This is a genomic window from Streptomyces sp. XH2, assembly GCF_049725035.1.
GTDB lineage: Bacteria > Actinomycetota > Actinomycetes > Streptomycetales > Streptomycetaceae > Streptomyces > Streptomyces roseoverticillatus.
The window spans coordinates 45578-69225 of sequence record NZ_JBMMMZ010000002.1 but is presented as its reverse complement, the minus strand read 5'-3'; the positions used below and the strand labels follow the sequence as shown (position 1 = coordinate 69225).

27 protein-coding genes and 1 tRNA gene are annotated in these 23648 nt (G+C 71.8%); 2 read left to right on the top strand and 26 right to left on the bottom strand.

All coding sequences use genetic code 11. The features are described from left to right. Positions 1-102 precede the first annotated feature (102 nt). The gene (locus ACOTKD_RS03895) at positions 103-507 is read left to right on the top strand and encodes a globin (protein WP_424887445.1); all 405 of its coding nucleotides are present in this window, start codon (positions 103-105) and stop codon (positions 505-507) included. Between the two features lie 48 nt (positions 508-555). Here the strand turns inward: ACOTKD_RS03895 and ACOTKD_RS03890 are convergent, their stop codons facing one another. The 7 genes from ACOTKD_RS03890 to ACOTKD_RS03860 all read right to left on the bottom strand — a co-directional run bounded on the left by ACOTKD_RS03890 (position 556) and on the right by ACOTKD_RS03860 (position 10176). Then, on the bottom strand, positions 556-1305 hold the full coding sequence (locus ACOTKD_RS03890) for a hypothetical protein (RefSeq protein ID WP_424887444.1): 750 nt from the start codon (positions 1303-1305) through the stop codon (positions 556-558). Next, positions 1302-1733 carry an acyl-CoA thioesterase gene (locus ACOTKD_RS03885; protein ID WP_424887443.1) on the bottom strand — a complete coding sequence of 144 codons (432 nt, stop codon included), beginning with the start codon at positions 1731-1733 and terminating at the stop codon, positions 1302-1304. Before ACOTKD_RS03885 ends, ACOTKD_RS03890 begins: the two co-directional genes overlap by 4 nt. A gap of 2 nt (positions 1734-1735) precedes the next feature. Further along, the gene (ettA, locus tag ACOTKD_RS03880) at positions 1736-3400 is read right to left on the bottom strand and encodes an energy-dependent translational throttle protein EttA (RefSeq protein ID WP_424887442.1); all 1665 of its coding nucleotides are present in this window, start codon (positions 3398-3400) and stop codon (positions 1736-1738) included. A 249-nt stretch (positions 3401-3649) separates the two neighbouring features. Next, complete coding sequence (locus ACOTKD_RS03875) at positions 3650-5140, bottom strand: Cys-Gln thioester bond-forming surface protein (protein ID WP_424887441.1); 1491 nt, start codon at positions 5138-5140, stop codon at positions 3650-3652. Between the two features lie 269 nt (positions 5141-5409). Further along, a complete protein-coding gene (locus tag ACOTKD_RS03870; protein WP_424887440.1) occupies positions 5410-5907 on the bottom strand; it encodes a single-stranded DNA-binding protein in 498 nt (165 codons plus the stop codon). 295 nt (positions 5908-6202) lie between these two features. Continuing rightward, positions 6203-8494 carry a GTPase gene (locus ACOTKD_RS03865; RefSeq protein ID WP_424887439.1) on the bottom strand — a complete coding sequence of 764 codons (2292 nt, stop codon included), beginning with the start codon at positions 8492-8494 and terminating at the stop codon, positions 6203-6205. 5 nt (positions 8495-8499) lie between these two features. Then, a complete protein-coding gene (locus ACOTKD_RS03860) occupies positions 8500-10176 on the bottom strand; it encodes a dynamin family protein (protein ID WP_424887964.1) in 1677 nt (558 codons plus the stop codon). Between the two features lie 250 nt (positions 10177-10426). Here ACOTKD_RS03860 and ACOTKD_RS03855 point away from each other — a divergent pair. Further along, positions 10427-10499: transfer RNA gene (locus ACOTKD_RS03855), tRNA-Arg, on the top strand. A 239-nt stretch (positions 10500-10738) separates the two neighbouring features. Here ACOTKD_RS03855 and ACOTKD_RS03850 read toward each other — a convergent pair. From ACOTKD_RS03850 to ACOTKD_RS03760, 19 genes are all read right to left on the bottom strand, one after another. After that, positions 10739-11563 carry an SAVMC3_10250 family protein gene (locus tag ACOTKD_RS03850; protein WP_424887438.1) on the bottom strand — a complete coding sequence of 275 codons (825 nt, stop codon included), beginning with the start codon at positions 11561-11563 and terminating at the stop codon, positions 10739-10741. 148 nt (positions 11564-11711) lie between these two features. Beyond that, positions 11712-13100, bottom strand: a complete 1389-nt coding sequence (locus ACOTKD_RS03845) for a tyrosine-type recombinase/integrase (RefSeq protein ID WP_424887437.1) — start codon at positions 13098-13100, stop codon at positions 11712-11714. Beyond that, the gene (locus tag ACOTKD_RS03840; protein WP_424887963.1) at positions 13100-13279 is read right to left on the bottom strand and encodes a helix-turn-helix transcriptional regulator; all 180 of its coding nucleotides are present in this window, start codon (positions 13277-13279) and stop codon (positions 13100-13102) included. The genes ACOTKD_RS03845 and ACOTKD_RS03840 overlap by 1 nt, the downstream gene beginning before the upstream one ends. Before the next feature lie 17 nt (positions 13280-13296). After that, complete coding sequence (locus ACOTKD_RS03835) at positions 13297-15192, bottom strand: ATP-binding protein (RefSeq protein ID WP_424887436.1); 1896 nt, start codon at positions 15190-15192, stop codon at positions 13297-13299. Continuing rightward, complete coding sequence (locus ACOTKD_RS03830) at positions 15189-15647, bottom strand: hypothetical protein (protein ID WP_424887435.1); 459 nt, start codon at positions 15645-15647, stop codon at positions 15189-15191. The genes ACOTKD_RS03835 and ACOTKD_RS03830 overlap by 4 nt, the downstream gene beginning before the upstream one ends. A gap of 85 nt (positions 15648-15732) precedes the next feature. Beyond that, a complete protein-coding gene (locus ACOTKD_RS03825; RefSeq protein ID WP_424887434.1) occupies positions 15733-16284 on the bottom strand; it encodes a hypothetical protein in 552 nt (183 codons plus the stop codon). A 17-nt stretch (positions 16285-16301) separates the two neighbouring features. Then, positions 16302-16679 (bottom strand): hypothetical protein, encoded by a 378-nt coding sequence (locus ACOTKD_RS03820; protein WP_424887433.1) that lies wholly within the window; start codon positions 16677-16679, stop codon positions 16302-16304. Then, positions 16676-16918: a hypothetical protein gene (locus tag ACOTKD_RS03815; RefSeq protein WP_424887432.1), complete on the bottom strand. Its 243-nt coding sequence runs from the start codon at positions 16916-16918 to the stop codon at positions 16676-16678. The genes ACOTKD_RS03820 and ACOTKD_RS03815 overlap by 4 nt, the downstream gene beginning before the upstream one ends. Then, on the bottom strand, positions 16915-17094 hold the full coding sequence (locus ACOTKD_RS03810; protein WP_424887431.1) for a hypothetical protein: 180 nt from the start codon (positions 17092-17094) through the stop codon (positions 16915-16917). Before ACOTKD_RS03810 ends, ACOTKD_RS03815 begins: the two co-directional genes overlap by 4 nt. Positions 17095-17156: 62 nt before the next feature. Beyond that, positions 17157-17345, bottom strand: coding sequence for a hypothetical protein (locus ACOTKD_RS03805; protein WP_424887430.1), 189 nt, complete (start codon positions 17343-17345; stop codon positions 17157-17159). A 13-nt stretch (positions 17346-17358) separates the two neighbouring features. After that, positions 17359-17484, bottom strand: a complete 126-nt coding sequence (locus ACOTKD_RS03800) for a hypothetical protein (protein ID WP_424887429.1) — start codon at positions 17482-17484, stop codon at positions 17359-17361. Continuing rightward, a complete protein-coding gene (locus ACOTKD_RS03795; RefSeq protein ID WP_424887428.1) occupies positions 17481-17732 on the bottom strand; it encodes a hypothetical protein in 252 nt (83 codons plus the stop codon). The genes ACOTKD_RS03800 and ACOTKD_RS03795 overlap by 4 nt, the downstream gene beginning before the upstream one ends. A 140-nt stretch (positions 17733-17872) precedes the next feature. Next, a complete protein-coding gene (locus ACOTKD_RS03790) occupies positions 17873-20137 on the bottom strand; it encodes a cell division protein FtsK (protein WP_424887427.1) in 2265 nt (754 codons plus the stop codon). Between the two features lie 91 nt (positions 20138-20228). After that, positions 20229-20420: a hypothetical protein gene (locus tag ACOTKD_RS03785; protein WP_424887426.1), complete on the bottom strand. Its 192-nt coding sequence runs from the start codon at positions 20418-20420 to the stop codon at positions 20229-20231. Between the two features lie 30 nt (positions 20421-20450). Then, positions 20451-20837: an RRQRL motif-containing zinc-binding protein gene (locus tag ACOTKD_RS03780; RefSeq protein ID WP_099200470.1), complete on the bottom strand. Its 387-nt coding sequence runs from the start codon at positions 20835-20837 to the stop codon at positions 20451-20453. Then, the gene (locus ACOTKD_RS03775) at positions 20837-22291 is read right to left on the bottom strand and encodes a DUF2637 domain-containing protein (protein ID WP_424887425.1); all 1455 of its coding nucleotides are present in this window, start codon (positions 22289-22291) and stop codon (positions 20837-20839) included. Before ACOTKD_RS03775 ends, ACOTKD_RS03780 begins: the two co-directional genes overlap by 1 nt. Then, positions 22288-22950, bottom strand: a complete 663-nt coding sequence (locus tag ACOTKD_RS03770; RefSeq protein WP_424887424.1) for a hypothetical protein — start codon at positions 22948-22950, stop codon at positions 22288-22290. Before ACOTKD_RS03770 ends, ACOTKD_RS03775 begins: the two co-directional genes overlap by 4 nt. Next, positions 22947-23165 (bottom strand): hypothetical protein, encoded by a 219-nt coding sequence (locus tag ACOTKD_RS03765; RefSeq protein ID WP_424887423.1) that lies wholly within the window; start codon positions 23163-23165, stop codon positions 22947-22949. Before ACOTKD_RS03765 ends, ACOTKD_RS03770 begins: the two co-directional genes overlap by 4 nt. Then, positions 23162-23647 (bottom strand): WhiB family transcriptional regulator, encoded by a 486-nt coding sequence (locus ACOTKD_RS03760; protein WP_424887422.1) that lies wholly within the window; start codon positions 23645-23647, stop codon positions 23162-23164. Before ACOTKD_RS03760 ends, ACOTKD_RS03765 begins: the two co-directional genes overlap by 4 nt. Between the last annotated feature and the right edge of the window lies 1 nt (position 23648).

The following is a 23648-nucleotide window of genomic DNA, read 5'->3' as shown; positions in this document are numbered from 1 at the left end:
GCGCCGGGGCCGCCGGTCGTGCGCCGGGGCCGCCGGTCGGGCCGAAGGACCGAAGGACCTACGTCCCCCGTCCTCGGCCGGTCCGTCTGAGACCATGGAGGGGTGATGGAGATTCCGCGCGGCACCCTTCAGGAGCAGACCTTCTACGAGCAGGTCGGCGGCGAGGAGACCTTCCGGCGCCTGGTCCGCCGCTTCTACGAGGGCGTGGCCGCCGATCCGCTGCTGCGGCCGATGTACCCGGAAGAGGACCTCGGCCCGGCCGAGGAGCGGCTGGTGCTCTTCCTCATGCAGTACTGGGGCGGGCCGCGGACCTACAGCGAGAACCGGGGCCACCCGCGGCTGCGGATGCGCCACGCGCCCTTCACCGTGGACCGGGCCGCGCACGACGCCTGGCTGCGGCACATGCGCGACGCGGTGGACGAGCTGCAGCTCGCTCCGGAGCTGGAGAAGCAGCTGTGGAACTACCTGACGTACGCGGCGGCGTCGATGGTGAACACCGGCTCGTAAAGCTCATACGTCAGGGGCCCGGGGGCGGAGCCCCCGGTTACGGCCCGGTCAGGCAGGGGTGACCGTCAGCCCCGGGACCCCACCTGTCCGTACGGCGACCGAGCCGTAGGGCGTGCTCAGGCGCAGCCATCCGGACGCCGCGAACAGCACCACCGGCTCTTCCGGCGCGAACGCCGTGCCCGCGCCGCCTCGTGCCGCGGCGGTCGCCACGGCCCGTACGGGCCGCAGGAAGCCCAGCGACTGCGCGGCATGCACCGCGCGCAGCGGCAGCTCCGTGTCACCGAGCGTGCGGGACCAGATCTCGCGGCCGATGCGGTCGCGCTCGACCCGCGTGCGCCGGTGCTCGGGCAGCTCTTCGTCGCGGGCGCGGAACTCCGCGACCGCAGCTCCGACCGCGCCCCGCAGGGCCTCCTGGCCGGGCAGCCCCGGCACGCGCCGCCAGCCGCCGCGGGGTGGCAGCACACCGGCCCAGGGCGGGCCGGTGACGGCGTCGGGGACGGTGATCTCCAGCTCGCCGGAGGGCGCGGCGGGCGCCGCGTCCAGGGCGTCGGCGAGCTGCCCGGCCGAGACGGTGACGTCGAACGTCCCGCCGCGGGCCAGCCGGGCCGTGCGCACCGCGAGCACCTCGAAGGACGGCGGGCGGCCGAAGACGCCGAGGACGCCGTCGCCGGCCTGCAGCCGGACGACGGCGGCCCGGTCGTAGTGGATCAGCCGGGCCAGGAAGGCGACCAGGTCGGCCGCCTCCCCGGCGTCGGCGAACCGCAGCCGGTGCCCGGGCGGAGGCTGGAGCCCCGTCATGCGGCGACGGCCTCCTCCGCGGCGTCGTCCCGGAACTCCTCCAGGAACATGCGCTCCTCGTCGGTGATCCGGCGCGGCCGGCCCGCCTCGAAGTCGAACGGGACGACGACGGTGCTGGCCCGCACGTACACCCGGTCCTCGTCCTTGACCTCGTAGGCGACGGTCAGGGACGCGGCACCCACCTTGGTCACCCAGGTCTCCACGGTCACCGGCGCGTGCCGGTGGACCAGGGGGCGCAGATAGTCGATCTCGTGCCGGGCCACGACGGACCCGCCCTGGAACGACTCGCTCCCCTCCCCCGGCGCCAGCCGGAACATGAAGTCGATCCGTGCCTCTTCGAGGTAGCGGATGAAGACCGCGTTGTTGACATGGCCGAAGGCGTCCATGTCGGACCAGCGCAGGGGGCAGGAGTAGAGGTGACGCGCCATGGTCAGCCCCGGGTGAGCTTCTTGTAGGTGGCGCGGTGCGGACGGGCCGCGTCCGGGCCGAGGCGCTCGATCTTGTTCTTCTCGTAGGACTCGAAGTTGCCCTCGAACCAGAACCACTTGGAGTCGCCCTCGTAGGCCAGGATGTGCGTGGCCACCCGGTCCAGGAACCAGCGGTCGTGGGAGACGACCACAGCGGCGCCCGGGAAGTCGAGCAGGGCGTTCTCCAGCGAGGAGAGGGTCTCGACGTCGAGGTCGTTGGTGGGCTCGTCGAGGAGGAGCAGGTTGCCGCCCTGCTTGAGGGTCAGCGCCAGGTTGAGGCGGTTGCGCTCACCACCGGAGAGCACGCCGGCCGGCTTCTGCTGGTCCGGGCCCTTGAAGCCGAACGCGGAGACGTAGGCGCGGGAGGGCATCTCGACGTGGCCGACGTTGATGTAGTCCAGCTCGTCGGAGACGACGGCCCACAGCGTCTTCTTGGGGTCGATGTTGGCGCGGCTCTGGTCGACGTACGAGATCTTGACGGTCTCGCCGACCTTGATCTCGCCGGAGTCCGGGGTCTCCAGGCCCTGGATCATCTTGAACAGCGTGGTCTTGCCGGCGCCGTTCGGGCCGATGACGCCCACGATGCCGTTGCGCGGCAGGGTGAAGGACAGGTCGTCGATGAGGACCTTCTCGCCGAAGGCCTTGGAGAGGTTGTTGACCTCGACGACGATGTTGCCCAGGCGCGGGCCCGGCGGGATCTGGATCTCCTCGAAGTCCAGCTTCCGCATCTTGTCGGCCTCGGCGGCCATCTCCTCGTAACGGGCGAGGCGCGCCTTGGACTTGGCCTGGCGGCCCTTGGCGTTGGAGCGGACCCACTCCAGCTCTTCCTTGAGGCGCTTCTGGCGCTTGGCGTCCTTCTGGCCCTCGACCTTCAGACGGGCGGCCTTGTTCTCCAGGTAGGTGGAGTAGTTGCCCTCGTAGGGGTGGGCGCGGCCGCGGTCGAGCTCCAGGATCCACTCGGCGACGTTGTCCAGGAAGTACCGGTCGTGGGTGATCGCCACGACGGTGCCGGCGTACTTGGCCAGGTGCTGCTCCAGCCAGTTCACCGACTCGGCGTCGAGGTGGTTGGTGGGCTCGTCGAGGAGCAGCAGGTCGGGGGCCTCCAGCAGCAGCTTGCAGAGGGCGACGCGGCGCTTCTCACCACCGGAGAGGTTGACGACCGGCCAGTCGGCGGGCGGGCAGCCCAGGGCGTCCATGGCCTGCTCGAGCTGGGCGTCGAGGTCCCAGGCGTTGGCGTGGTCGAGCTCCTCCTGGAGCTTGCCCATCTCGTCGAGCAGGGCGTCCGAGTAGTCGGTCGCCATGAGCTCGGCGATCTCGTTGAAGCGGTTGAGCTTGCCCTTGACCTCCGCGACGCCGTCCTCGACGTTCTCCAGGACGGTCTTGGACTCGTCCAGCTTCGGCTCCTGCATCAGGATGCCGACGCTGTAGCCCGGCGACAGGAACGCGTCGCCGTTGGACGGCTGCTCCAGACCCGCCATGATCTTGAGGACGGTGGACTTACCGGCACCGTTGGGGCCGACCACACCGATCTTCGCACCGGGCAGGAAGCTCAGCGTCACGTCATCGAGGATGACCTTGTCGCCGTGCGCCTTGCGCGTCTTGCGCATGGTGTAGATGTACTCAGCCAAGAGAAACCGTCCGGCAATCGAGAAGGGCCAATGTGCGGCTCCGCCGCGTGAGGGCAGATACACCCATCTTGCCGCACCGGACGCCCGGGGCGGAAACCCGATTCGGGCGCGGCCCGCTCGCGGGCCGCCGGAGGGGGCCGCCGGGGGGCCGCCGGAGGGCTTTTGCGGCCTTCCCGGCGCCCCGGGCGGGGCGCCGGGCCCCGCCCCGCGGACCGCGCGCCGGGGCCCGCCGGCTCACTCCCCGGCGGCTCACTCCCCGGCGGAGGCGCGCTCCCTGCGCAGCAGGTAGACCGCACCGCTGCCCACGACGATCAGGGCGATCGCTATCCCGGCGATCGTGGGCGTGGTGTTGCTGCCCCCGGTCGCGGCGAGGTCACCGTCGGCCCTGACGGCGGCCTTGCCACTGCCGCCGCCCGTCGACGCCGGGCTCATACGGGAGGCCAGGGTGGCCTTGGTGCCGCCGTCCCCGGCGGCCGCGGTGCCGGAACCCGCTCGGTCCTCGTGGCCGGATCCTGCGGCACCCTCCGCGGGGGGCGCGGCCGCGGTGGCGGCGAAGGTCGCGCAGTCCATGATCCCGGAGAAGGTCCTGGACAGCCCGCCCGGTCCCGTGATCGTGAACCGGTAGGCCCGGTCCTCGCCGACCTTCACCAGCGTGGTCTCGGAGCGGCCGGGAGCGACGGTGTGCGTCCGGCCGGCCAGCTCGTAGGTGAAGGGGGCGTCGCCCTGGTTGTCGGCGGTGACGTCGACACCGCCCTTGGCGCAGTTCTTGCGGGCGGACAGGGCCGGGGCCGCGCCCTTGGCCGTCCAGTGCGCGGTGGCGCCCGCGGAGACGGTGCTCTCGCTGGAGCCGGCCAGGATCTGCGTCTGGGTGGTGGTGTGATCGCCGACGAAGACGCGGCCGACCGGGACCTTGGCGGCGCCCGAGGCCTTCAGCGACATGGAGCCGTCGGGGGCGCCCGCCGGGACGTCCACGTAGAACTCGCCGCCGTTGCCGGTGGCGGCGACCGGCTTGCCGTCCTTGTCGACGATCTTCACGCCCCGGGCCACCGCATCACCCGAAGGGGTGAGGGTGACACTGCTCGCCGTGGTGCGCACCGTGACCGGGCCGAGCTTGCGGCCCGGCTTGCCGGAGAGCGCCGACGGGCTGAGGGTCAGCGACGCCTCGGGCTCCTCGACGTCCTTCGCGGTCTTGTAGAGGTAGTCGGCGAGCTTGGCGGCCGCGGGGTCCTTGGCCTCGACCTTGGCGGCGTCCGAATACCGCCAGATGGCGACCTGGGTGCCGGCGGCGGCGGTGTTCGCGTCCAGCGTGCCCGAGCCGGCGTCCTTGGCGAGCGCGGCGAGGTCGTTCACCTGCGGGTAGGAGTGCTGCAGGATCCAGCGGATCTTCCCCGCGTCCTTGTTGGCGTGCAGGGACGACTCGGCCGCGCCGACCTCGCGGTAGCGGGCGCCGTCCACGGTGTTGGTGAGGATGTCGACGCAGTACGTCTGCAGCGAGCCGCCGCCGTCGACCTTCATCTCGAACAGGCCCGCAGGGATCTCGGCCGTCCGGCGCCGGTCGTGCACCACGACGCCCGAGCCCGCGGTGATGCCGCCGAGCGTGGCGGTGACGCCTCCCGCGTTCTGCGGCGCGTCGTCCGCGACGGCGGGGCCCGCCACGGCTATCGTGCCCACCGCGGCGAGCCCTGCTGCCAGGCAGGCTGCGGCAAGGCGGGCGGCTCCCCGCCTCCTGACAGAAATCATCGACTTCCTTCCGGGCGAACGCAGATCAGATCGGCGCGCCTCGCCACCGAACTCAAGACTCAGAAGCCCCCGTTGCACGCTGTCGCTCGCAGCCGTTGACACGTCGCCGCGGCCCCCCGTTGCACGTTGCTGTGAACGTGATCTTAAGGAGCGGGCGCGGCGCCATCCCCACGCGGGGGGCCGCTCAATCGATCCGAATCGGAATCGTTACCAGCGGACCTCGGCCCGACCCGGCAATATCGATAAATCGCCGGGACAAACCGGGTGTTTCAGAAGGGCGGCACCTCGGTTCCGGCGACCGCGGCCTCCCGATCCGGAACGGCCGGAGCGGACGGCTCCGTCTGGGCCGCCGGGACCACCGCCGGGACGACCGCCATCCGGACCGGATCCCCCGGCAGCGGCCTCGCCTGCGACACCCTGCGGAACACCGACGTCCCGCGGCTCAGGTCGTGGCCGATCGACACCGCGTCAATGTCCGCCGACAGCCACCGCTTTCCCTCGCGCTCCTCTTCACGGATGCGCAACTTGCCCTGGACCACGACCGGTTCCCCCACGCCGAGCGACGCCGCGACGTTGGCCCCGAGGGCGCGCCACGCCCACACGGTGTAGAAGCTCGTGTACGCGTCCGCCCACTCCTCCTTGGCCCGGTCCCAGCGGCGCACCGACGCCGCCAAGCGGAACCGCGAGGATGCCGCGCCGCTCGCCGCCTCCCTGAATTCCGGCTCCGTCGCGACGTTTCCCACGACCGTCACCAGCGTCTCGTTCATGCGGATCCCCCTGTTTTCCCCGTTCGGCGACTGCTTCGTGAAGCCATGGTGTCGGCGACGGCGGGATCCTGCTGAGGCCTGTGGACGACGAGCGGGATGGGGATAACCCCGTCACCCCCAGGGCTCTCCGGATCAGGCCCCTCCGGATCAGGCTTCCCCAGATCAGGCCTCCGCGGGGCAGCCTCTCCGGATCACGCTCGTCCGGATCAGGCCTCCGCGGGGCACGCCTCTCGGGATCAGCCCGTCCGGATCAGGCCTCCCCGGGTCCCGCCTCTCCGGATCACGCCTCCCCGGATCACGCCTCCCCAGCCGCGATCACGTACTGGGCGCGGACTTCCTGATACCGCAGCAGTTCCGCGGCGACGGGCTCCAGCACCCGCTCCCGCCCGCAGCCCGCGGCGGCGTTCCGCAGCCGCCGCTCCGTCTCCAGCCCGTAGCGGCGAGCCGGGCCCCGCGCCATCGCCCGGCAGCACCAGGCCAGGGCCGGGCCGCTCGCGACGGCGCCCGTCAACAGCAGCGCGGGGATCCACCACTCACCGCCCCAGACGCCGGTCAGCAGCCCCAGCAGCCACGCCGCGGTGAGCACCTGCAGCGCCGACAGCACCCACTGCACGGCGGCCGCCACGGCCCACCAGCCGGGCCGGACCGGCCGGGCCGGGCCGCCCGCGCGGGCCCGCCGGCCGCCGATGATCCACCCGCCCGAGCGGCCCCCGGCAGGCTCGCCGGTGCGCCCTGCGGTGCGGCCTCCGGCCTCCGGAGACCCGGCCTGGCGCCCCACGCTCGTGCACCAGGCGCTCGCCCGGCGCGCCCCGGTGCGCCACATCCCCGCGCGGCCCGGCCCCGCCGCGGCCATCGCGGCGGCAGCGGCGGCGGAGGCCGCGTCAAGGGCCTCCGCGAGGCCCTCGGCCCCGCGTCGCGCCGCCTCGCGCACGGCCAGCGCCCAGGGGTCGGGAAGCCCCGTGGACGCCTCGTAGGCCAGGGCCCGTACGGCCTGCTCCACGAGCGGGCGGGAGACGGCGCGGCAGGGAGAGGAGGGAGAGGAGGGCGCACCCGCGCCAAGGGCCGCACCCGTCTCCAGGGCCGCAGCAGACCCCAGGGCTGTGGCAGTCTCCAGAGCCGCACCCGCCCCTACGGATCCAGCCGCCCCTACGACTCCCGACGCCCCTACGGCTCCAGCCGTCCTGGCCGTTGCAGCCGTCCCGGCCGTTGCAGCCTCGGGCGTGCGCGGCGGCCCCGCGATCATCCCGGCAATCGCTGCTGCCTCTGCCATCGCCACTGCCTCCGCGATCGCAGCCGCACTGCTCGTCGCACCCGTCGACTTCCGCCGGGCGCGCCCCCGTACGTACCACCGGTGCGCCCGCGTCCACGGCGTCCCGCACGCCCGTCCGGCGTCCCGGAGCCAGGCGCGTTCCGCCGCGAGCCCGGCCGCCTGGGCGCCCACCGCCTCGGCCAGCCGGTCCTCGAACTCGTGCCGGGCCGACTCCGTCAGCCCGGGCCGCCCGTCCGCCACGTACGCGCTGCGCAGCCGCGCCGAGACCCCGTCGACGTCGGCCGTCAGCCGACGCAGCGCGGCGCCCCGCGAGGCCGTGAACCGGCCGAGGCTCTCGCGGAGTTCCCCGACGCCGTCGCCGGTGAGGGCCGACAGGGCCAGCACCTCGGCGCCCGGTTCGCCGTGCTCGCCGAGCGCGATGCCGTCGTCGTCCAGGAGCCGCCGCAGGTCGTCGAGGACCTGGTCGGCCGCGTCCATGCTCAGCCGGTCGGTCTGGTTGAGGACGATGAACGAGACCTCGGCGTAGCCCGCGAGGGGCCGCAGGTAGCGCTCGTGGAGGACGGCGTCCGCGTACTTCTCCGGGTCCACCACCCAGATCACCGCGTCGACGAGCCCGAGGAGCCGGTCGACCTGTTCGCGGTGGCCGGGGCTGGCCGAGTCGTGGTCGGGCAGGTCGAGCAGGACGAGCCCGTTGAGGGCCGGGTCGTACGGGCGGACCGGCTGCCGTCGGGAGCGGGCGGGGATGCCGAGCCGGTCGAGGACGCCGTCCGCGCGCTCGGGCTCCTCCGTCCACACGCAGGCCACGGGCGCGGCGGTGGTGGGGCGGCGGACGCCCGCCTCCGAGAGCTGGGCCCGGGCGAGCGCGTTGAAGAGGGTGGACTTGCCGCTGCCGGACGCCCCGGCGATGGCCACGACGGTGAGGTCGAGGGGGTGCCGCTGCCGGGCGACGGCCTCGTCCAGGACGCGTCCCGCCTCGGCGAGCGTCCGCCGGTCCAGGCGGGCCCGGGACAGCCCGACGAGCTCCCGCAGGGCGTCCAGGCGCGGCCGGAGGACGGCGGCGCCGGGGTGCGGCGCGGGCGCGGACGGGGGGCGCGGGGCGGTCTCCGGGCGCGGTGGGGGTGCGGTGCGCGCCTCGGGGCCGCCCGCGCGCGGGGGTCGGCCGGGGCGGGCGCGGCGGGCGATGAGGCCGTCGTCCCAGATGCCGGCGGAGGTGCGCGGGCGGGCGGTGGCCTGGTCGGGGGGCGGAGGAGCGGCCGGAGCGGCTCCCTCGGCGGGGCGGCCGGCTGATCGGTCGGCTGATCGGTCGGTGGGGCGCACGGTGGTCACCTCTCCCTCTGCAGTACGGACAGCGCGGCGATGAGCTCGACCTGGTGGTCGGGGGTGACCTCCAGGGCTTCCAGCGGGGCGGTCCGGCGATCGCGCTCGGCGTCGAGCACGCCGTCGAGGCACTCGGTGAGGAGGTGACCGCCGCGGTCGCGCAGGCGCAGGGCGCCCTGGGCGCCGAGCAGTTCGGCGAGGCTCTCCCCGGCCGGGCGGGCCTGTCCGCCGCCGAGCAGGGCGGCGGCGAGGAGGGCGGCCGCCCGGTCGGCGTCGAGGCCGGCCCCGCGCTCGGCGGCCCGCACCTCCTCCTCCGCGAGCTCCTCCAGGCAGCGCCGCCAGCGGCGCACGGCGACGCCGATCCGGCCGACCGCGCCGTCCGGGTCGCGCGGGGCGAGGACGGCGTCCGCGGCGGGGTCGCCCGCGCAGGCCGAAGCGACCTCCTCGTCGGCGGCGGCGACGGCGCAGCCGACCAGGGCGGCGAGGGCGGCCGTGAGCGCGCCGAGCAGCTCGTCGGAGGTGCTGTCCTCGGGGTGGCCGCGCCAGTGGGTGAGCGCGTCGCCCGCGAGGGCCTCACCGGCCGCGACCCCGTCCCGTACGCGCGCCGCGGCCTTCCCGTACGCGTCCTCCACGCGCTGGGTCAGCCGGACCGCGGCCGCGTGCTGGACGGCGGCGGCGCCGGCGAGCCCGGGCAGCCGCGACCCCAGGGAGGCCAGCAGCCCGGCGACGGTGCGGGCGGAGGCCACGGCGCGGGCGGCGGGGTCCTGCGCCCGCTGGTGCAGCCAGGCGCGCAGCCCCGCGACCGCGGTGTCGGGCAGCAGGCCGGTGCCGCCGCCCGCGGACTCCGGGAGCTCGGGAATGGTGAAGCGCGGGACGTCCCCGAGGCCGGCGGCGGCCAGCAGCGCCCCGTAGTGCTTGGAGACCTCGGTGGCGACCTGATGGGGCACCCGGTCGAGCACGGTGACGAGGGTGACGTCGTACTCCTTGGCCGTCCGCATCAGGTGCCACGGCACCGCATCGGCGTACCTGGTCGCGGTGGTGACGAGTACCCAGATGTCCGCCGCGCAGATCAGCTCGGCGGCGAGCTCGCGGTTGCGGGCGACGAGGGAGTCGATGTCGGGGGCGTCGACGAGGGCGAGCCCGGGCGGCATCGCGCGATCGGTCTCGATCCGCAGGGACGGGGGCTCGCCGGCGTCCTCCTCGTCACCGCGGCGGGCGTCGGGGTCCGGGTCGTAGAGGGTGGAGACGTCCTGGGCTGGCACCCAGACGCGGCGCAGTTCGGGCAGGACCCGCTGTCCCGCGAACCAGTGGTGGTCGTCCGGGTGGCAGACCAGTACAGGCGTACGGGTCGTCGGCCGCAGCACCCCCGCCTCAGTGACCCGCCGCCCCACCAGGGAGTTGACGAGGGTGGACTTGCCGGCCCCCGTCGAGCCCCCGACGACCGCGAGCAGCGGCGCTTCGGGGGCGCACAGGCGGGGCACCAAGTAGTCATCGAGTTGCGCCAGGAGTTCGGCACGGTTCCGGCGGGCGCGGGCGGCGCCGGGAAGGGGAAGGGGGAAGCGTGCGGCGTCGACACGGTCACGCAGTGCGGACAGTGCGTCGAGCAGTCGGGGCCGTACGTCCAAGGTCGCCACACGTGCAGAATGCCCAATTCTGGTGTGATTTTGAAGCGTATAGGCCATGGCGCGCGAGGCGTGGCGCACGGGGCTCAGGCATAACGAGTACACAACACCCGTCGCCTGAGGCGTGAAAAACGGTGCAAGATTCGTACCCGCCTGCGATTATCAGGACCGCTTCACTAAACCTCCACATCGTGGCACGGAGGTGAAGCAACCGGGACGAGGTGAGCGGAGCCCTATCCTTGTCCCCGGCAAGGTCACGGCACCACCGAGCCCGGGGCTTCAGCCGTCCGCGACACCGCCGCACACACCGGCCCCCGTAGCTCAGTGGATAGAGCAGGCGCCTTCTAAGCGCTTGGCCGCAGGTTCGAGTCCTGCCGGGGGCGCACCGCACGGCCCTCCTTCGGGAGGGCCTTTTTGCTGTTCAGAGGGCCTACGCAACGCCAGAACAGCCGGAGGTCACCACCGAAATTTCGGGGGTGACCTCCGGCTCCATCCGGCTGACACCGGGTACCTACGGGTGGCCACGGTGGATACGCGGTGGCGTTCTCACCTGCAGGCCGAGCGAGCGCAGGACAAGATCACAGGCTGCTGCACCACAGCGGTTCAGCACGCCCAGCTGCCCCTACCCCCTCCGCATGAGCCGCCGCCACCAACTGCTGGAGGTGGTCGGCTCCGCCGAGGCGGTGATGCCAACCGGCCGAGGGCGCGGCCCAGTCTCCACGTAAAGCGGAGTAGCCACGATCAGCCGATGCTCCAACCCCACAGGAGCGAAGTTGCATAACACTCGGGCATGACCATGCAGGTAGGCAGGCCCACCCGCAAAGTAGTGCGAGATCATGGAGTAGCACGAGCGGGCCGCGAACTCCTGGTCCCCTCGGCTAGTGGAAGACAAGCGGGCTGGCAGCGACATGTCTCCTCGCGCTTCACTGTCGACCAGGTCGGCCGCAAGGTCGTGAAGCCAATCAGAGCCTGACCCCATACGCGTCGGCGGGCGGTCCCGGTATTCCAGTACATGCTGGGTCGAACCGCACAAGATGACTTCAACGCCCGAGCACTCTTCGCCGTTCCTCAGTGGGCAGGCAGCGTCTTCCAGCGACGCATAGGTGTACACCCCACGATCAGCCAGGCCCAGGTCACGTAGTCCAGGGCCGTAGCGGAAGCGGCCCGTGAACTCGATCCAGTCACGAGCCTCCAAGGACTCACACGAGCCTGGGACGGGGGTGTGCGCCCAACACTTCTCCCGAATGTGGGCCACCACCTGTTCCAGGCGAACCTCAGCCGATGCTTCCTCCGTGGGCGCTTCTCCCAAGGAGAAGCGGGCCCCAAGGCCAAGCACTGATGCCTCAGCCTCAGCTGCCCGCCGGGTGGAGAACCCGCTTCTTCCCGGGACTCGATAGAACTCACCTAGCTTGGCCGTCGACAGGTAGAGCAGTTCCCGCTCCCGCATTGGACCCCCAGAACCTATGGACTCCCCACCTGCAACAGGTAGGCCCTGGGCGCATTCTCGAACAGATACAGGGCTAAAGCTTTGGGTTGGCGAAAAGCGGGGCAGGGGATCCTCCATGGCCCGATCTGATGTTCAGGTCCAGCGACGGTCAGCCTCTGCCGTACATGTCCGCCAGGTCGTCCCCCGCCTCGATGCGCTTCTGCAGGTCCTTGAGCTGGCCGGAGATGCATCGTGCGTACGTGGCGAGGAGAACGGGGACGCTGTTGCCGGCCCACTCGGCGACCTGGGCGGGCGGGACCCCCTTGTTGAGCCACGTCGTCAAGCACGTGTGCCGCAGGTCGTAGACGCGCTTGCCGAGGGGTGACGCGTACTCGTCCGGGGTGAGGACCTTCCGTCGCGCGCTGCGCCATGCCCGGCGGAAGACCGACCCGGCGAGCAGGTCGCCCTTCTCGCCGGGGAACAGCAAGTCGCCGGGCTTCAGCTCCTCCGCCTCGATGTGGTCGCGCAGGATCTTCGCCAGGGCCGGGCGGCAGGGCACGGTCCGGGTGTCATCGGTGGCTCGACCCTTCAGCCCGCGTTCCTCGTGCACGTCACCCGTATCGGTCCATTGCTTGCCGACCTCGGGCTGTGCCGTGTGGAAGAGCAGTTCCCCCCATTGGTCCTCGGCGCCCTCCGCCGGCAGGATCGCGTCCCGTACGCGCATCGCCACGACTTCCTCCGGCCGTGGCCCGGCGAGATAGATGGTGGCGAAGAACGCGTGCAGCCGCCGGCCCCCGCGAGGGCGCTGCCAGATCCAGCCGAGTAACGCCCCCGCCTGGGCGGGGTTGACCAAGCAGCGCTTGTCCACGGCCGACGACGTCTTGGGGGAAGTCCCTCTGCCCTTCGGAAGGGGGTTCTCTCGCAGGATCCGGTGTTTGACCGCGTACTCCATGGCCACATTCAGGATCCGGCGGTTGCGCTTTGCCGACGATGCGGCCCCGGGCGTGCCGTCCAGCTTGGTGGCCAGAGCATTCAGCACCTCCTCGACCTTACGAGGGTCCTCCCACGCGGCCATGGTGAGGGTGTTCCGCTCGATCCACCTGAGGATCGCCACGACGTCGGCCGGGGCCGAGTCGCGACGCTTGGTGTTGAAAGCCCACTCCCGCAGGGCCCTGCGGACATCGATGGGCTTGAAGCTGCTCGGCTGGACACGCAGGAGCGCGATGGTGGTCGTCATCAGCGCCTTCGCGACGTTCTTGCGATTGTTCCCCGAAGTTCGAGCCCATTGAGCGTCGGTGAACTGAACGGCGAAGTCGTACCAGTTCACGGCGCTCGCCCCGGACTGGTGAGATACGGGCCGCCCGGTCGTGAGGCTGAAGGCCTCGCCCCGCCGGGTGGCACTGACGAGCTCGGAGCGGAACGCGTCGGCGAGGGCGCGTGTCACAAACGGGGCCCGCCATTCCTTGCCGTCCAGTGTCCAGCGGACCGTGTACGTGGTGCCGCGGGCCTGCTTGCGAGTCCCGATCTTCCAGACCTTGACGTTGTACGTGGTGTCCATCAGCCTCGGTCCTCCCGATCGTCGAGCCAGATGTTCAAGTCGCTGCGGCGGATCCGGAGGTCTCCGTTCGGGAGCTTGATGCAGCGCGGCGCGCGGCCCTTCGCGCGCCAGTCGTAGAAGGTCGATGGAGAGATCCGGAGTTCGGCACAGAGCTCGGCGAGGGTAAGCATCGACCGCATGCCGGAGGTGGACGTCGTCACCGTGCGGTCCTCTCGCTCGGCTCGCAGCAGGGGTGAGCTGTTGCACCCTGCGTGACGAGGGAAGGGTTAATCGGAGTGCGGCAGACCTCGCAAAGGCCGGTCGGCACAGAGATGTGCTGCAACGCAGCACCCGGAGCGCCCGCAGCACCCGCCAGCGCTGCTTCGCGCTGGCCAAAGGGGAAGCGGATTCCGGGTGCTGGCGTCTCCTCAGCACCCGGTGCAGCTCCCGCAGCACCCGGAACGGGGTGCTCATGAGTGCTGCCGGGTGCTGTGCGGGTGCTGGGCTCGTTGTCAGCACCCGGGCGCTCGTGCTGGTCATCTGTGGTTCCGGGTGCTGCGGGTGTTCCGGGTGCTGGAATGCGGCTTCCCTCTAATGAGGTGAGCCGGTAGAGGCGGGAGCGGTTGCCGTCGGGTTCACGCTCCGTATCGTCGACGTCGATGCCGATCGCCCTCAGCGCGGGAGCGAGGCGCTTGAGCTGACCGCCGGCGCGGGTGGCGTCCTTGGGCCACTTCTTCGGGAGCTTCTCCGGGGTGGCGACCTTTTTCAGGATGTCGCCCGCGGTCATACGGACCCCGGCGGGGCCGGCTGCGCGGACGAGGTCGACTACTGCACGAGCGAACGGCTCGCCTTCCAGAACATCGGCGACCGCATCGGCGGCAGTGGCACGGTAGCTGCCCTGGGTGTCCCAGCCCGTGACGTGGTCGACTGCCGCCAGGACGCGGGCGAAGTCGGCCATGCGTGGGCGGTGGGTGAGCTCCACCTCGGGAAGGACCCTCAGGACTTCGACGAGGAGATCGAAGAGCGAGGCGAGGACGGCAGGGTGGGCGTCCCGGTACGCACGGTCCAGCTCGGCTTCCTCTCGCCGGTTCCGGTCCGGGATGGTGTGCAGCTCGATGGTGAGCAGACGCTCGGCGAGATCTCCGGCGAGGGCGCCCGCGTCGATAGTGGTCATGGCCAACACCCGGCGGAATTCCAGGACCACGACGTCATCGTCGGTGTAGAGGGCACGGTCGACGATTCCGTCCCCGGTCACTGCTCGGCACAGCGCGTCGGAGAACCAGTCCGGGATGTACGAGACGTTGTCGATACACAGTGCCCAGGAGTTGAAGGCCTGCGTCGCCCAGGACTTCACGTCCCGCGGCGCGGTCCGTTTCGGAGCGCCGGAGGGGTCGACGATGCCGATCACCATGGCGGCGCCCTTGGACTTCCCGGTGCCCTGCTCGCCCCGGAAAGTGAGGATCGGATGGGGCAGGTCCGGAATGAACGAGGCGATCAGCCATGCGGTGAGCAGGTGGAATCCCTCGTCGCTGGTGTTCATCAGGGCGCGCAGTTTGGCCAGGCCATCGCCATCGCGGACGGGCACGGGGAGAGCCTTCATGGCGCCGGAGCGACGGAAGAGGACGGGCGAGCGGGGGCTGCGCTCCCAGCCGTCGGGTCCGATGAGGACGCAGCGGCCGTCGGGGGTGGCAAGGTCGACGACGATGCGGTCCTCGTGGCGGGCCGTGCGCAGCTGCGGGGTACAGGGCTCGGCGACAGCCGCGACGCCTTCCAGAACGGTCATGGCGTCCGCCAGGGCGGATTGCGAAGGGACGTTGCCGCCGGTGACGTCGGTGTAGAGCCGGGCGAGCTGAGAGCGCAGGCCTGCCTTCCCGCGCAGGGGCAGGGCGACGTTCGGGCCGCCCTGGGTGACGGCGTAGGGCCGGCCGTCCTCGGACATGAAGACGTCGTAGCGCTGGCGGGCGAGGGCGACGAGCTGAGACGCCTGCGAGGGGCCTTTGCCCTTCCCATCCTCATTGATCAGGGCGGGCGGAGGCTCGATGGCCTCGCAGCCGGCGGGGAGCTCGCTGACAGGCAGGGGCATCAGGTTGCGCACGGTGGCATCGGGCGTCACGCCGCCGCCTCCGTGTCGCCCTCGTAGGTGAGGCAGCGGCCGCCACCACCGGGGATCCGGATCGGGGGCCACCCCGGTGTGGCCTTCTGTTCGCGGATGCGGCCGGTGTCCACGCGGCGAGCGTTGAGCTCAGCGACAGTTGGCGTACGAGCGAGGGTTCCGGCGATCTTGCATGCATACGCGTCGGCGTCCGCGGTGACCTCTGCGAACCAGCGGTCGGGGTCATCCTCGGCGAGCCGGTCGAGCCGGGCCTGTTCGGTGACGTGGCGGCGCCACTGCTCGGCCGCCTCGATGATGGCGGCCGCCCGGCGGGGGTCGTCAGCGGAGAGCTGCAGCCACTCGGTACAGCCGTACTCGGGGACGGTCCAGTCCTTGATGTTCGCGGCGAGCGCGGTGACCTGCGCGCTCGCCCACAACGCGGTGGCGTCGGGTGCATCAGGTTCGGGATAGGGCATGCTGGGGGTCTCCTGTTTCTTTGATCGGGACTGGAGACCGGGGCGGGCGGAATTCCTTGGCCGGAGACGCCCGCCCCGGGTGTATCTACTGGTCGGCGAGCCAGCGGGCGTAGGCCTGGCGGACGTAGCCGCGGTAGGACGCCTCGCCCTCATGCCCCATCGGCTGTTCGCCGCATCCCGGCTCGTGGTCTGCTCGGGCGAAGGCAAGGGCAGCGGCTTCGGCGGCCTCCACCGCGTTGGCAGCCACGTCCGGCGCGTAGGTGGCAGCCTCGTCCAGGGCGATGCGGTCGAGCAGCGCCGCTTTACGAAGTCGCTGTTCGCGTTCGGCGGCGGGGGTGCGGCCGCCGGGCCGACCGAGCTGCAGGGACAGCTCCAGGACGTTGTTCATCTCCTTGAGGACCGGCGGGGCGCCCTTGTAGGCGGTCTCGGCGTCCGGCCAGTCCTGGGCGCCTGATGCGGCCGGTGTGCGGTCGATCGTGACGCACTGGCTGTGGTCGGCCGTGATGTACAGGCGGACCCGGTCACCCCCGCGAGCGGGGTAGGGGCGGCTCATGGCGCTGATGTCGAATGCGCCGGACAGGCGCCGGGTGATGGCATCGACGTCGCGGCTGTCGCAGATGATGCGGATGTCGAACACGTCTCTCCTCTTGGGGGTCAGAACGGCAGCTGGTCGTGGGCGCAGGCCGGGCCGGTGCACCAGGGGTCGTGCGCGGCCGGGCGCCGGCGGCGGGTGAAACGTGGGAGCTTGGGGAGCCAGATGAAGGCCAGGGGCTGGAACGGTGCGCAGTGGCAGTCGTCGTAGCCCGGTTCGTCCACGTCGGGGCCGGCGCACGTCACTTCGCCCAGGCCGCCGCAGGTCGTGCAGTCCGGGTCGGGTAAGCGGTGGAGAGCCAGGACGGGCCAGGGGCCAGCCGTCCGGCCGCTCCGGCTGGTGGAGACCCAGGCGGCCCAGTAGTGGATGGCCAGCCGGTGGCGGGCCAGCAGGACCCGGATCGCGTGGTGCAGATGGCGGTGAGCAGGGATGTTCGTCATGCGGCCCTCCGGGTCCTGCGGCGGTGGGCGTCGAGGTGGACGACGGCCGCCAGGGGGTGCGGTTCGCCGGGGGAGGGCGGGACCGGGGCGGGCGTGGGCGGTGTGGGGCGGAAGGCGGCGATGGCGGCCGCGGCGGCTTCGTCGTGTCGGCGGGCCAGGCGGTGTCCGAACAGGCAGACCGGGCCGAGGATCAGGCCGGGGCCGAGGAGGATGCCGGCGGCGAGGAGGTCGGGGTTCACGGACGTAGCTCCCTCATGGTGTGGAGGAGATCGGCGGTGGTTGCGCCGAGGCGGGCGAGGCGGTGTTCGATGGCCTGCCAGGACTCGGGGTCGATGCTCATCAGCGCGCTGATGGCCGCGGGGACGTCGCCGCAGGCGTGGGCGGCCAGGGCGTCGCGGAGGTTGCCTGCAGCCATGAGACTGATGGCGCCGGGCGGCGGAGTGGTGCCGGGTGCGGGCATGGAGGCCTCTTCTCGGGTCAGAGGTTGCCCAGGGCGTTGACGACAGCCGCGGTCAGCTGGTTCACCGGTCCGGCCGCGCCGGTGGAGGCGAGGTAGAAGCCGAACATGATGGCGATGAAGGCGGAGCCGTAGCCGAGGGACTTGGAGCGCAGGAGGAAGCAGAGCACGAGGCCGAACAGGAAGACCATGGAGACGGTCAGGGCCACGGCGGGCCTCCTTTCACGGGAGTTGGGCTGTGGTGGCGGGTGGCGGGGCGGCCGGGCCGGTGTCCTGGCCGGAGCAGTTGCCGGCGGCGAGACCGAGCAGGACGGCGATGAGAGCGAGGTAGAGCGGGCGGCGGATCACCGGGTGCCGTCGCGGTGGAGGCGTGCGGCAGCGTTGTAGAGGTGGCGGCCGACGCGGATGCGGATGCCGTGGCCGTCGCAGCGGCGGCAGGGGCGGCCGCGTCGGGGGCGGCCTTTGCGGTCGGCCTTCATGGCGAAGCCGAGTCCGCGGCACTTGCGGCAGCGGCCGAACGGGCTGGCAGCGCACATCGCCGCGTAACCAAGTGTGACGATGATCAGGCAGGTGACAGCGAGGAGCGTGGGGGTCATCGGGGGCCCTCCAGGGCGGTTTCCGGGGTTTGCGCAGGTGGGGTGCTATGCGCTAGATCGCTGATGGCGGGCGGTGTGGGGTGCTAGCGGGGGTGCTACCGGTAGCAGGTGGCCCTGCTACCGGTAGCGGCGATCGAGGGCTATGCGGTGCCCGGATTTCCGTCACGCTCTGCAATGGCTTTGGTGAGGTCGGCTCGGACGATGCCGCGCCGTGTGGTGCGGGCTCCGTCGTCCGTCGTTCCAGCCACGCCGGTGGTCTTGATGCCGTGCGGCTTCAGCGCGGAGGTGACGTTCTCGCCCTTCCATCCGGCGTAGACGTCCGGCCGTAGCTCGGCGAGACGGGCAGCGATCCGCTCGTTCCACACCCGCTCCTCGCTCGCGGGGACGACGGCTGCGATGTCGGCGAGCAGGTCGTACGACGGCCCCGCAGTTGTCTCGCTCTCCTCCCCGAGGGCGAACCCGGACAGGGTGCCCGCGCCCTTGCGCAGCGCGAGGGCGCGCTGGGCGATGGCGTTGGTGGCCGGGTCGTCCAGGTAGGCGGTGCGCACTACGGTCGGCAGCGGTGCGGCGCCGGCGAGGTAGCCGTTACCGGCGTCGATCTCCGGGCGGAAGGCAGTGGCGCGCACGCCGTTCTTGTAGGCGGAGGTGCCGAGGATCATGTCGTTCTCCACCTGGCCCGCGACCCTCAGGCAGAAGCGGATGGAGACGTTGCCGCTGATGCCGGTAGGCAGCGATTCCTTGTCCGGCCGTTGGGTGGCCAGCACGAGGATCACACCCAGGGCCCGCCCGAGCTTGATGACGAACTCGGCGTCCTCGCCCGCCTGTTTGCCGTAGGCGGAGTGGGCGAAGACGTTCTGGCACTCATCGAAGACGGCGAGCAAGGGCCAGAGCTTCAGGGAGCGCTTGTCGGCGATCTCGCGGGTGATGCGCTTGTCCGGGCACAGGTCCCGCGGCAGCTTCTTGATGGCCGCAGCCCGGCGCATGACCTCCTCGCGCAGCAGCTTGAGGGAGTCGGCCGCGTACTTGACCGACTCGTCGTCAATGCCGGAGACGAACCGGTGTGAGACGCAGGCAAGGGCGTCCAGATCGCCGGTGCCCTTGTTCTCGTGCAGCCATAGCTCCACGCTCGGGTCCAGAGCCGCCCCGCAGGCGAGCACACGCACCGAGGCAGTCTTGCCCTGGCCGGGCTGTGAGCCGATCAGCACGTTGTGCTGGATCAGCGGCACCGACTGACTGCGCCCCCGCGGGTCCAGGCCGAACGGGACACGCTTGAACACATCGTGACGGCGCGCGTTCGCGAGCTGCCATTTCACGATGCCGGTCTTGGACAGGTCCCGGTCGCCGACCCACAGGATCAGCCGCCCCTCGTGCTCGGCCGGGTCGGCCTCCGGCCACACGCAGCCCAGCGGGCGACGCAGACCGGAGGCGAGCCGGGCTCGCCGGTCGGCCACATCGCCGACGGTGACACCGAGCGGGAGGTCGATATCGGCGCGCCAGCCCGGGCCTTCCCGGGTAATTGGGGCGACGAACTTGATGCCGTCCAGGCCCTTGGCGACTGCTGAGGCGATCTGGCCAATGCCGATGGAGGCCATGGCCTTGACCACCATGTCGCTGGTGAGCTTCTGCACCTCAGGCTTGATGACGGCCCGGCTGGAGAGCGGCTTGTCCGCCGGCGCGCCCAGGATGCCGCACCAGCACACCGTCACTGCCAGTACCGCCAGCTGAAGCCATAACGAGGCCCCGTAGACCAGATACAGGGTCAGGGCCAGGAGCACGGGGAGGGTAGCGACGGCAACCGCGCCACGCCAGCGCACCCTACGGTCCCGCTGCCGGGTCAGCTTCAGGTACTCCTCAGCGTTCTCCGCGCTCGCGGCAGCCTGCCGCAGCGGCTCGCTCTCGATGTCGGCGACCCACCGCATCCGCCCGCCGATGATGCGCGCAGCACCCGCCGGGGACCGCCCGATGAGCTTCGCCGCATACAGCGGGGAACGCACCGCGTGGAAAGCAACGGTGTGGCCCACATGCCCGGCCAGCCAGCCCGCGGCATCCGTGAACTCCGCCCGGGACTTCAGCCAGCCAGGCAGAACGTCCAGTCGCTTGGAGTCCCTGATCCGGTCCAGCAGCCCCGGACCCGAGGAGACCGGCGCCAACCGGTCGACCAGCATGGGGCCGGAGTCGTTCGCCTCTTGGGCACCCGGCGCGGCCACCTGCTCCGGCTCGGTAACCCCGGCCGAAGCGCGCGCCCCGCCCTCGTGCTCGTCCGTTTCTGCCGATGGGGCAGGTGCGGATGCTTCGACCGGGGCGGGAGCCGGAGCGGCGGGGCGTTTGGTGGTGATGTCGACGACTTCCGCCGTCTTCTCCTCCGGCGCCTCAACAGGCAGACCGGAAACGTCTATCTCCGTCACGATGGAACTGCTCCTTGAAGTGGGAGTCAGGGGTCCGGCCGGCGCTATGGCAGGCAGGCGGCCGGGCCCCGCGAGTGCAGGGAGGGGCTGATCAGCCCTGGGCCCGCCGGACGCGGAAGCTGCCCACGACGTGCTCCATGCCGCGCTGGGCCATGGCCGCGCAGAAGTCCCGGTAGGCGTCATCCACGCTGTAGCCGCGAGGCCCGCTGACGGTGCCGTGAGCCGCGACGGCCCTACCGTGCACGTAGAGCTCAGCACTCCACTTGTACGTAACGGTGCGCATGACAGATCTCCTTGGATGAACCGAAGGTGGTCAGAGAACGCGCTGGTCTTCGGGATAGGCGCAGGTCACGCACTCCCCGAGCGAGGTGGGGATGCAGTAGCCGGCGTCCTGGCGGCAGGTGGGGCAGGTGCGGCGGGCGAGCATCGCCGCCGCCAGCGCCGCGGCCCGGCCCGGGGTCATAGGACGTACGGGCAGGGCGCGGTCGACGCGGTAGAGGTAGCCCACCTGCACCCCGGTCTTCCGGCGGCGGGAGTGGAACATCACCTGCGCGACAACCGGCTGCCCGCCGGGACGCAGTCCGTGAGCGCGGAGCTGTCGGCGGGTGGCCAGCCCGTCCGGGGCCAGGCGCCACGGGTACGTGGGTATCCCGTGCCGGGCCCCGGTCGGGTCGTAGCACTCGGCGAACGCGGCGGGCATCAGCGGTCTCCGCCGGACGGCACCAAGAGGTCCTGCAGGCCGGCGGGCATGGTGGCCGCGTCGTCGGTGACGAGGTGCAGGCCGTGCCGTCGGTCGGTCTCGTCGTCCTGGAACTGGGCGGTGATCTCGGCACGCTCGGCCTGGAGGATGTCGCGCAGATACCGGGCCTTCGCCGCACCGATCCGCAACGTGGTCCGCAACCGCTCCGCGTTCAGCTCGTCATCGGGCCACGCCGCGGTCTGCTTACGCGCGGTGTCGAGCAGCTCGTCGTCGGTCCGTCGACCGGCTGCCTCATACCGGGCAGCGACCGGTACCCGACCGGTTGCCCGCCGGGGCGCCGACCCAGTCGACTCCGCGACGGCCCGACTCCGCGGCTTCCCAGCGGGGCCGTCGGCCGCCTTGCGTACCGGTCGGACCGGCAGCGGTGCCAGCGGCCGGGCGGCCGAAGAGTCGGCCGACCCGTCGAGCGGCACAGGCGCGGAAACCCGCAGGCCAGCCATCGACCGATCCGCCACGGAGTCGGGCCGGTTCTCTTGCCTCTTGAGGGGTACGGGGCAGGTACGGCCGAGGACCGGGAGCCCCTCGTCGCCGACGGTCCACAGTCGGGCGGTGACCCGTTGCGGGCCGCTGTCGGCGGCCTGCTCGACGACCTCGCCCAGCCCCGCTTCCGCTGCGAGCCGGTCGGCCAGGAGTTGAGCGGTCAGCCCCGGGTTGGCGCCGTGGAGGACGCGCCACGCGGCGACGAACGCCTCCTCCGCGGTGAGCGTCCCGTGAGGGGCTGCGGTGATGAGCCGGTCGGCAACCTGGCACACCTTCCGGTGATGCCGCCGGCGGTGGCGCTCGTGCCGGGCCCGCTCACGCTCCTCCCGGGAGGGTGCGTGGGAGCCGTTCAGGTGCAGCTCCCACATCCCCACCGCGAACAACGACGCGACAGCCAGCACAACACCGAGCCATAGGCCGTAGTCGTGGCTGCCGTGCGCAAAGTTGATCGCCGCGGCCACCACTGCACAGGCCCATGTGGCAGCCCGGTAGCGGCCGGTCGGGCGGTCCTGCCGGGCCGCCTCCGCGGCCCCGAACGTCGCCGCCCACGCCCCGCCTTCGAGCATCGCCGCCAGCAACGCGGCCAGCAGCGGCCCCACACCGGCGGTCGACAGCGCGGTGAACTGCGCGGCCAGAGCCGGAACGATGGCGCAGGCCATAACGATGCCCGTGCACATCAGCGCCCCGTGACCGACGATCCACGCCCGCCAGCCGCGCCACCGCTCAGCGCGGCCGGCCTTGTCCTGCCGCTTCTCACTCCTGGCGGCCGCCCGGTCCGCCCGGTCCTGCTCACGCTCCAGCCGACGGTCTTCGCGCCGCTCCGCCGCCCGCGCGGCCTTGTCGGCCCGATCCTGCTCCCGATCGGCCAGCCGGTCTCGGCGGCGCTGCTCCTGCCAGCTGCTCAGGTCGCTCATGCCGCCACCGCCTCGTGCTCGTCGCACGGGATGGCGACACCGGTCATGTCGGCGTGGTGCGCGGCCTGGAGGCCGGTGAGGTGACCGTGCTCGTCTACCGCGGCGGCGAGGCGAAGGACCCGGTCCCACAGGTGGGCCAGGGCCGCGTCGGCGACTGCCTGAACGGTGGCGTAGTGCATGCCACCCGCCGTCCCGTTCCCGTCCCCGAAGTGCAGTTCCATACCTCGCGCCGTACGCAGGCTGTCGGCGATGAGTTCACGGTCGCTGCTTGCGCAGCGTTCGACTACCCAGGCACGTTCAGGGGTCCACAGGCCCAGCTCGCGCATCCACCGTTCCTGGGCCCGCTCCCCCGCCGCGCACATCGCGAGATAGCGCACGTAGGGAACGCTCCAGTTCCCACAAGTCCTCACCCACGCTGCGAACCCGTCGCCGGGGACTTTGCCGAGGTCATCGCGCACGCCGATTTCGGCGATCGGGATGCCGAACGCCATGTTCAGCACTGCGTGCCCCGCCTCATGGACAGCGAGGGACCGGCGCAGCATCGCGTCGGAGAAGTCCAGGAAGCTGTAGAGGGACTCGGCGACGCCGGTCCACCAGTCGCGGGGTTCGGGCTGGCGGGTGTAGAGCGGGCGGTCGGAGTTGAGGAACCACTCACTCATCGCGCACCCCCGGCGGTGCCGTGTCGCCCGTCCCCGCCGTACGGTGCGGGCTGCGTGTAGTCGGCGCGCACGAGGTCGGGGTCCAGGTCGAGGAACTGGTGTCGCTGCTCGGCCAGCTCGTCGCCGGCCTGCGCGGCCCGCAGCTCCTGCAGCACCTGCTCAAGCGGCACGTCCAGCGCGCTGATCCCGGCGGGCCTTCCGATGGTGGGCTTCATGCCGCCGCCCCCTCGGCCGTGCCGGCGGTGAGACGGCGACGCCCGCCCACGGCGTGGTTCAGGCACGCCTCGCACGCGTTCTCGCCCTCGCGGCGGTGTCGCAAGTAGCCGCGGCGCGTACCGCACGGAGCGGGCTTGCGCTCCGGAACCGTCGAGACCTCAACCGGACGCGAAGCGGCCTCTGAGGAGCTAGCGGACTGGCGCATGCGCCGAGAGAGCTGGTAGCGCTGGTTCGGGGTCAAACCGCCACGGATGCCGAATCGGCTGCTGTGGCTGCGGCCGCCCTCCATCTTGAGGGCGTCAGCCAGGCAGGCCTCGATCACCGGGCAGCGGGCGCAGATCTCCCGCGCCAGGTTGGCGGTCTTGTGGTCCCCCTTCTCGGGGAAGAACAGCTCCGGCTCGACCGCGACGCACAAGGCGCCGGCCAAGCCGGGGTCCGGCGCCAGCTCGAACGCCAGAGTCGCTCCGGAGGGACGCGCCACC

Coding starts and splice junctions, on each gene's coding strand:
- ACOTKD_RS03890 (WP_424887444.1), bottom strand. CDS start 1,305: ATGACGGGGCTCCAGCCTCCGCCCGGGCACCGGCTGCGGTTCGCCGAC.
- ACOTKD_RS03885 (WP_424887443.1), bottom strand. CDS start 1,733: ATGGCGCGTCACCTCTACTCCTGCCCCCTGCGCTGGTCCGACATGGAC.
- ACOTKD_RS03875 (WP_424887441.1), bottom strand. CDS start 5,140: ATGATTTCTGTCAGGAGGCGGGGAGCCGCCCGCCTTGCCGCAGCCTGC.
- ACOTKD_RS03870 (WP_424887440.1), bottom strand. CDS start 5,907: ATGAACGAGACGCTGGTGACGGTCGTGGGAAACGTCGCGACGGAGCCG.
- ACOTKD_RS03860 (WP_424887964.1), bottom strand. CDS start 10,176: ATGGCCTATACGCTTCAAAATCACACCAGAATTGGGCATTCTGCACGT.
- ACOTKD_RS03850 (WP_424887438.1), bottom strand. CDS start 11,563: ATGCGGGAGCGGGAACTGCTCTACCTGTCGACGGCCAAGCTAGGTGAG.
- ACOTKD_RS03845 (WP_424887437.1), bottom strand. CDS start 13,100: ATGGACACCACGTACAACGTCAAGGTCTGGAAGATCGGGACTCGCAAG.
- ACOTKD_RS03840 (WP_424887963.1), bottom strand. CDS start 13,279: ATGCGGTCGATGCTTACCCTCGCCGAGCTCTGTGCCGAACTCCGGATC.
- ACOTKD_RS03830 (WP_424887435.1), bottom strand. CDS start 15,647: ATGCCCTATCCCGAACCTGATGCACCCGACGCCACCGCGTTGTGGGCG.
- ACOTKD_RS03820 (WP_424887433.1), bottom strand. CDS start 16,679: ATGACGAACATCCCTGCTCACCGCCATCTGCACCACGCGATCCGGGTC.
- ACOTKD_RS03810 (WP_424887431.1), bottom strand. CDS start 17,094: ATGGCTGCAGGCAACCTCCGCGACGCCCTGGCCGCCCACGCCTGCGGC.
- ACOTKD_RS03795 (WP_424887428.1), bottom strand. CDS start 17,732: ATGACCCCCACGCTCCTCGCTGTCACCTGCCTGATCATCGTCACACTT.
- ACOTKD_RS03785 (WP_424887426.1), bottom strand. CDS start 20,420: ATGCGCACCGTTACGTACAAGTGGAGTGCTGAGCTCTACGTGCACGGT.
- ACOTKD_RS03780 (WP_099200470.1), bottom strand. CDS start 20,837: ATGCCCGCCGCGTTCGCCGAGTGCTACGACCCGACCGGGGCCCGGCAC.
- ACOTKD_RS03775 (WP_424887425.1), bottom strand. CDS start 22,291: ATGAGCGACCTGAGCAGCTGGCAGGAGCAGCGCCGCCGAGACCGGCTG.
- ACOTKD_RS03770 (WP_424887424.1), bottom strand. CDS start 22,950: ATGAGTGAGTGGTTCCTCAACTCCGACCGCCCGCTCTACACCCGCCAG.
- ACOTKD_RS03765 (WP_424887423.1), bottom strand. CDS start 23,165: ATGAAGCCCACCATCGGAAGGCCCGCCGGGATCAGCGCGCTGGACGTG.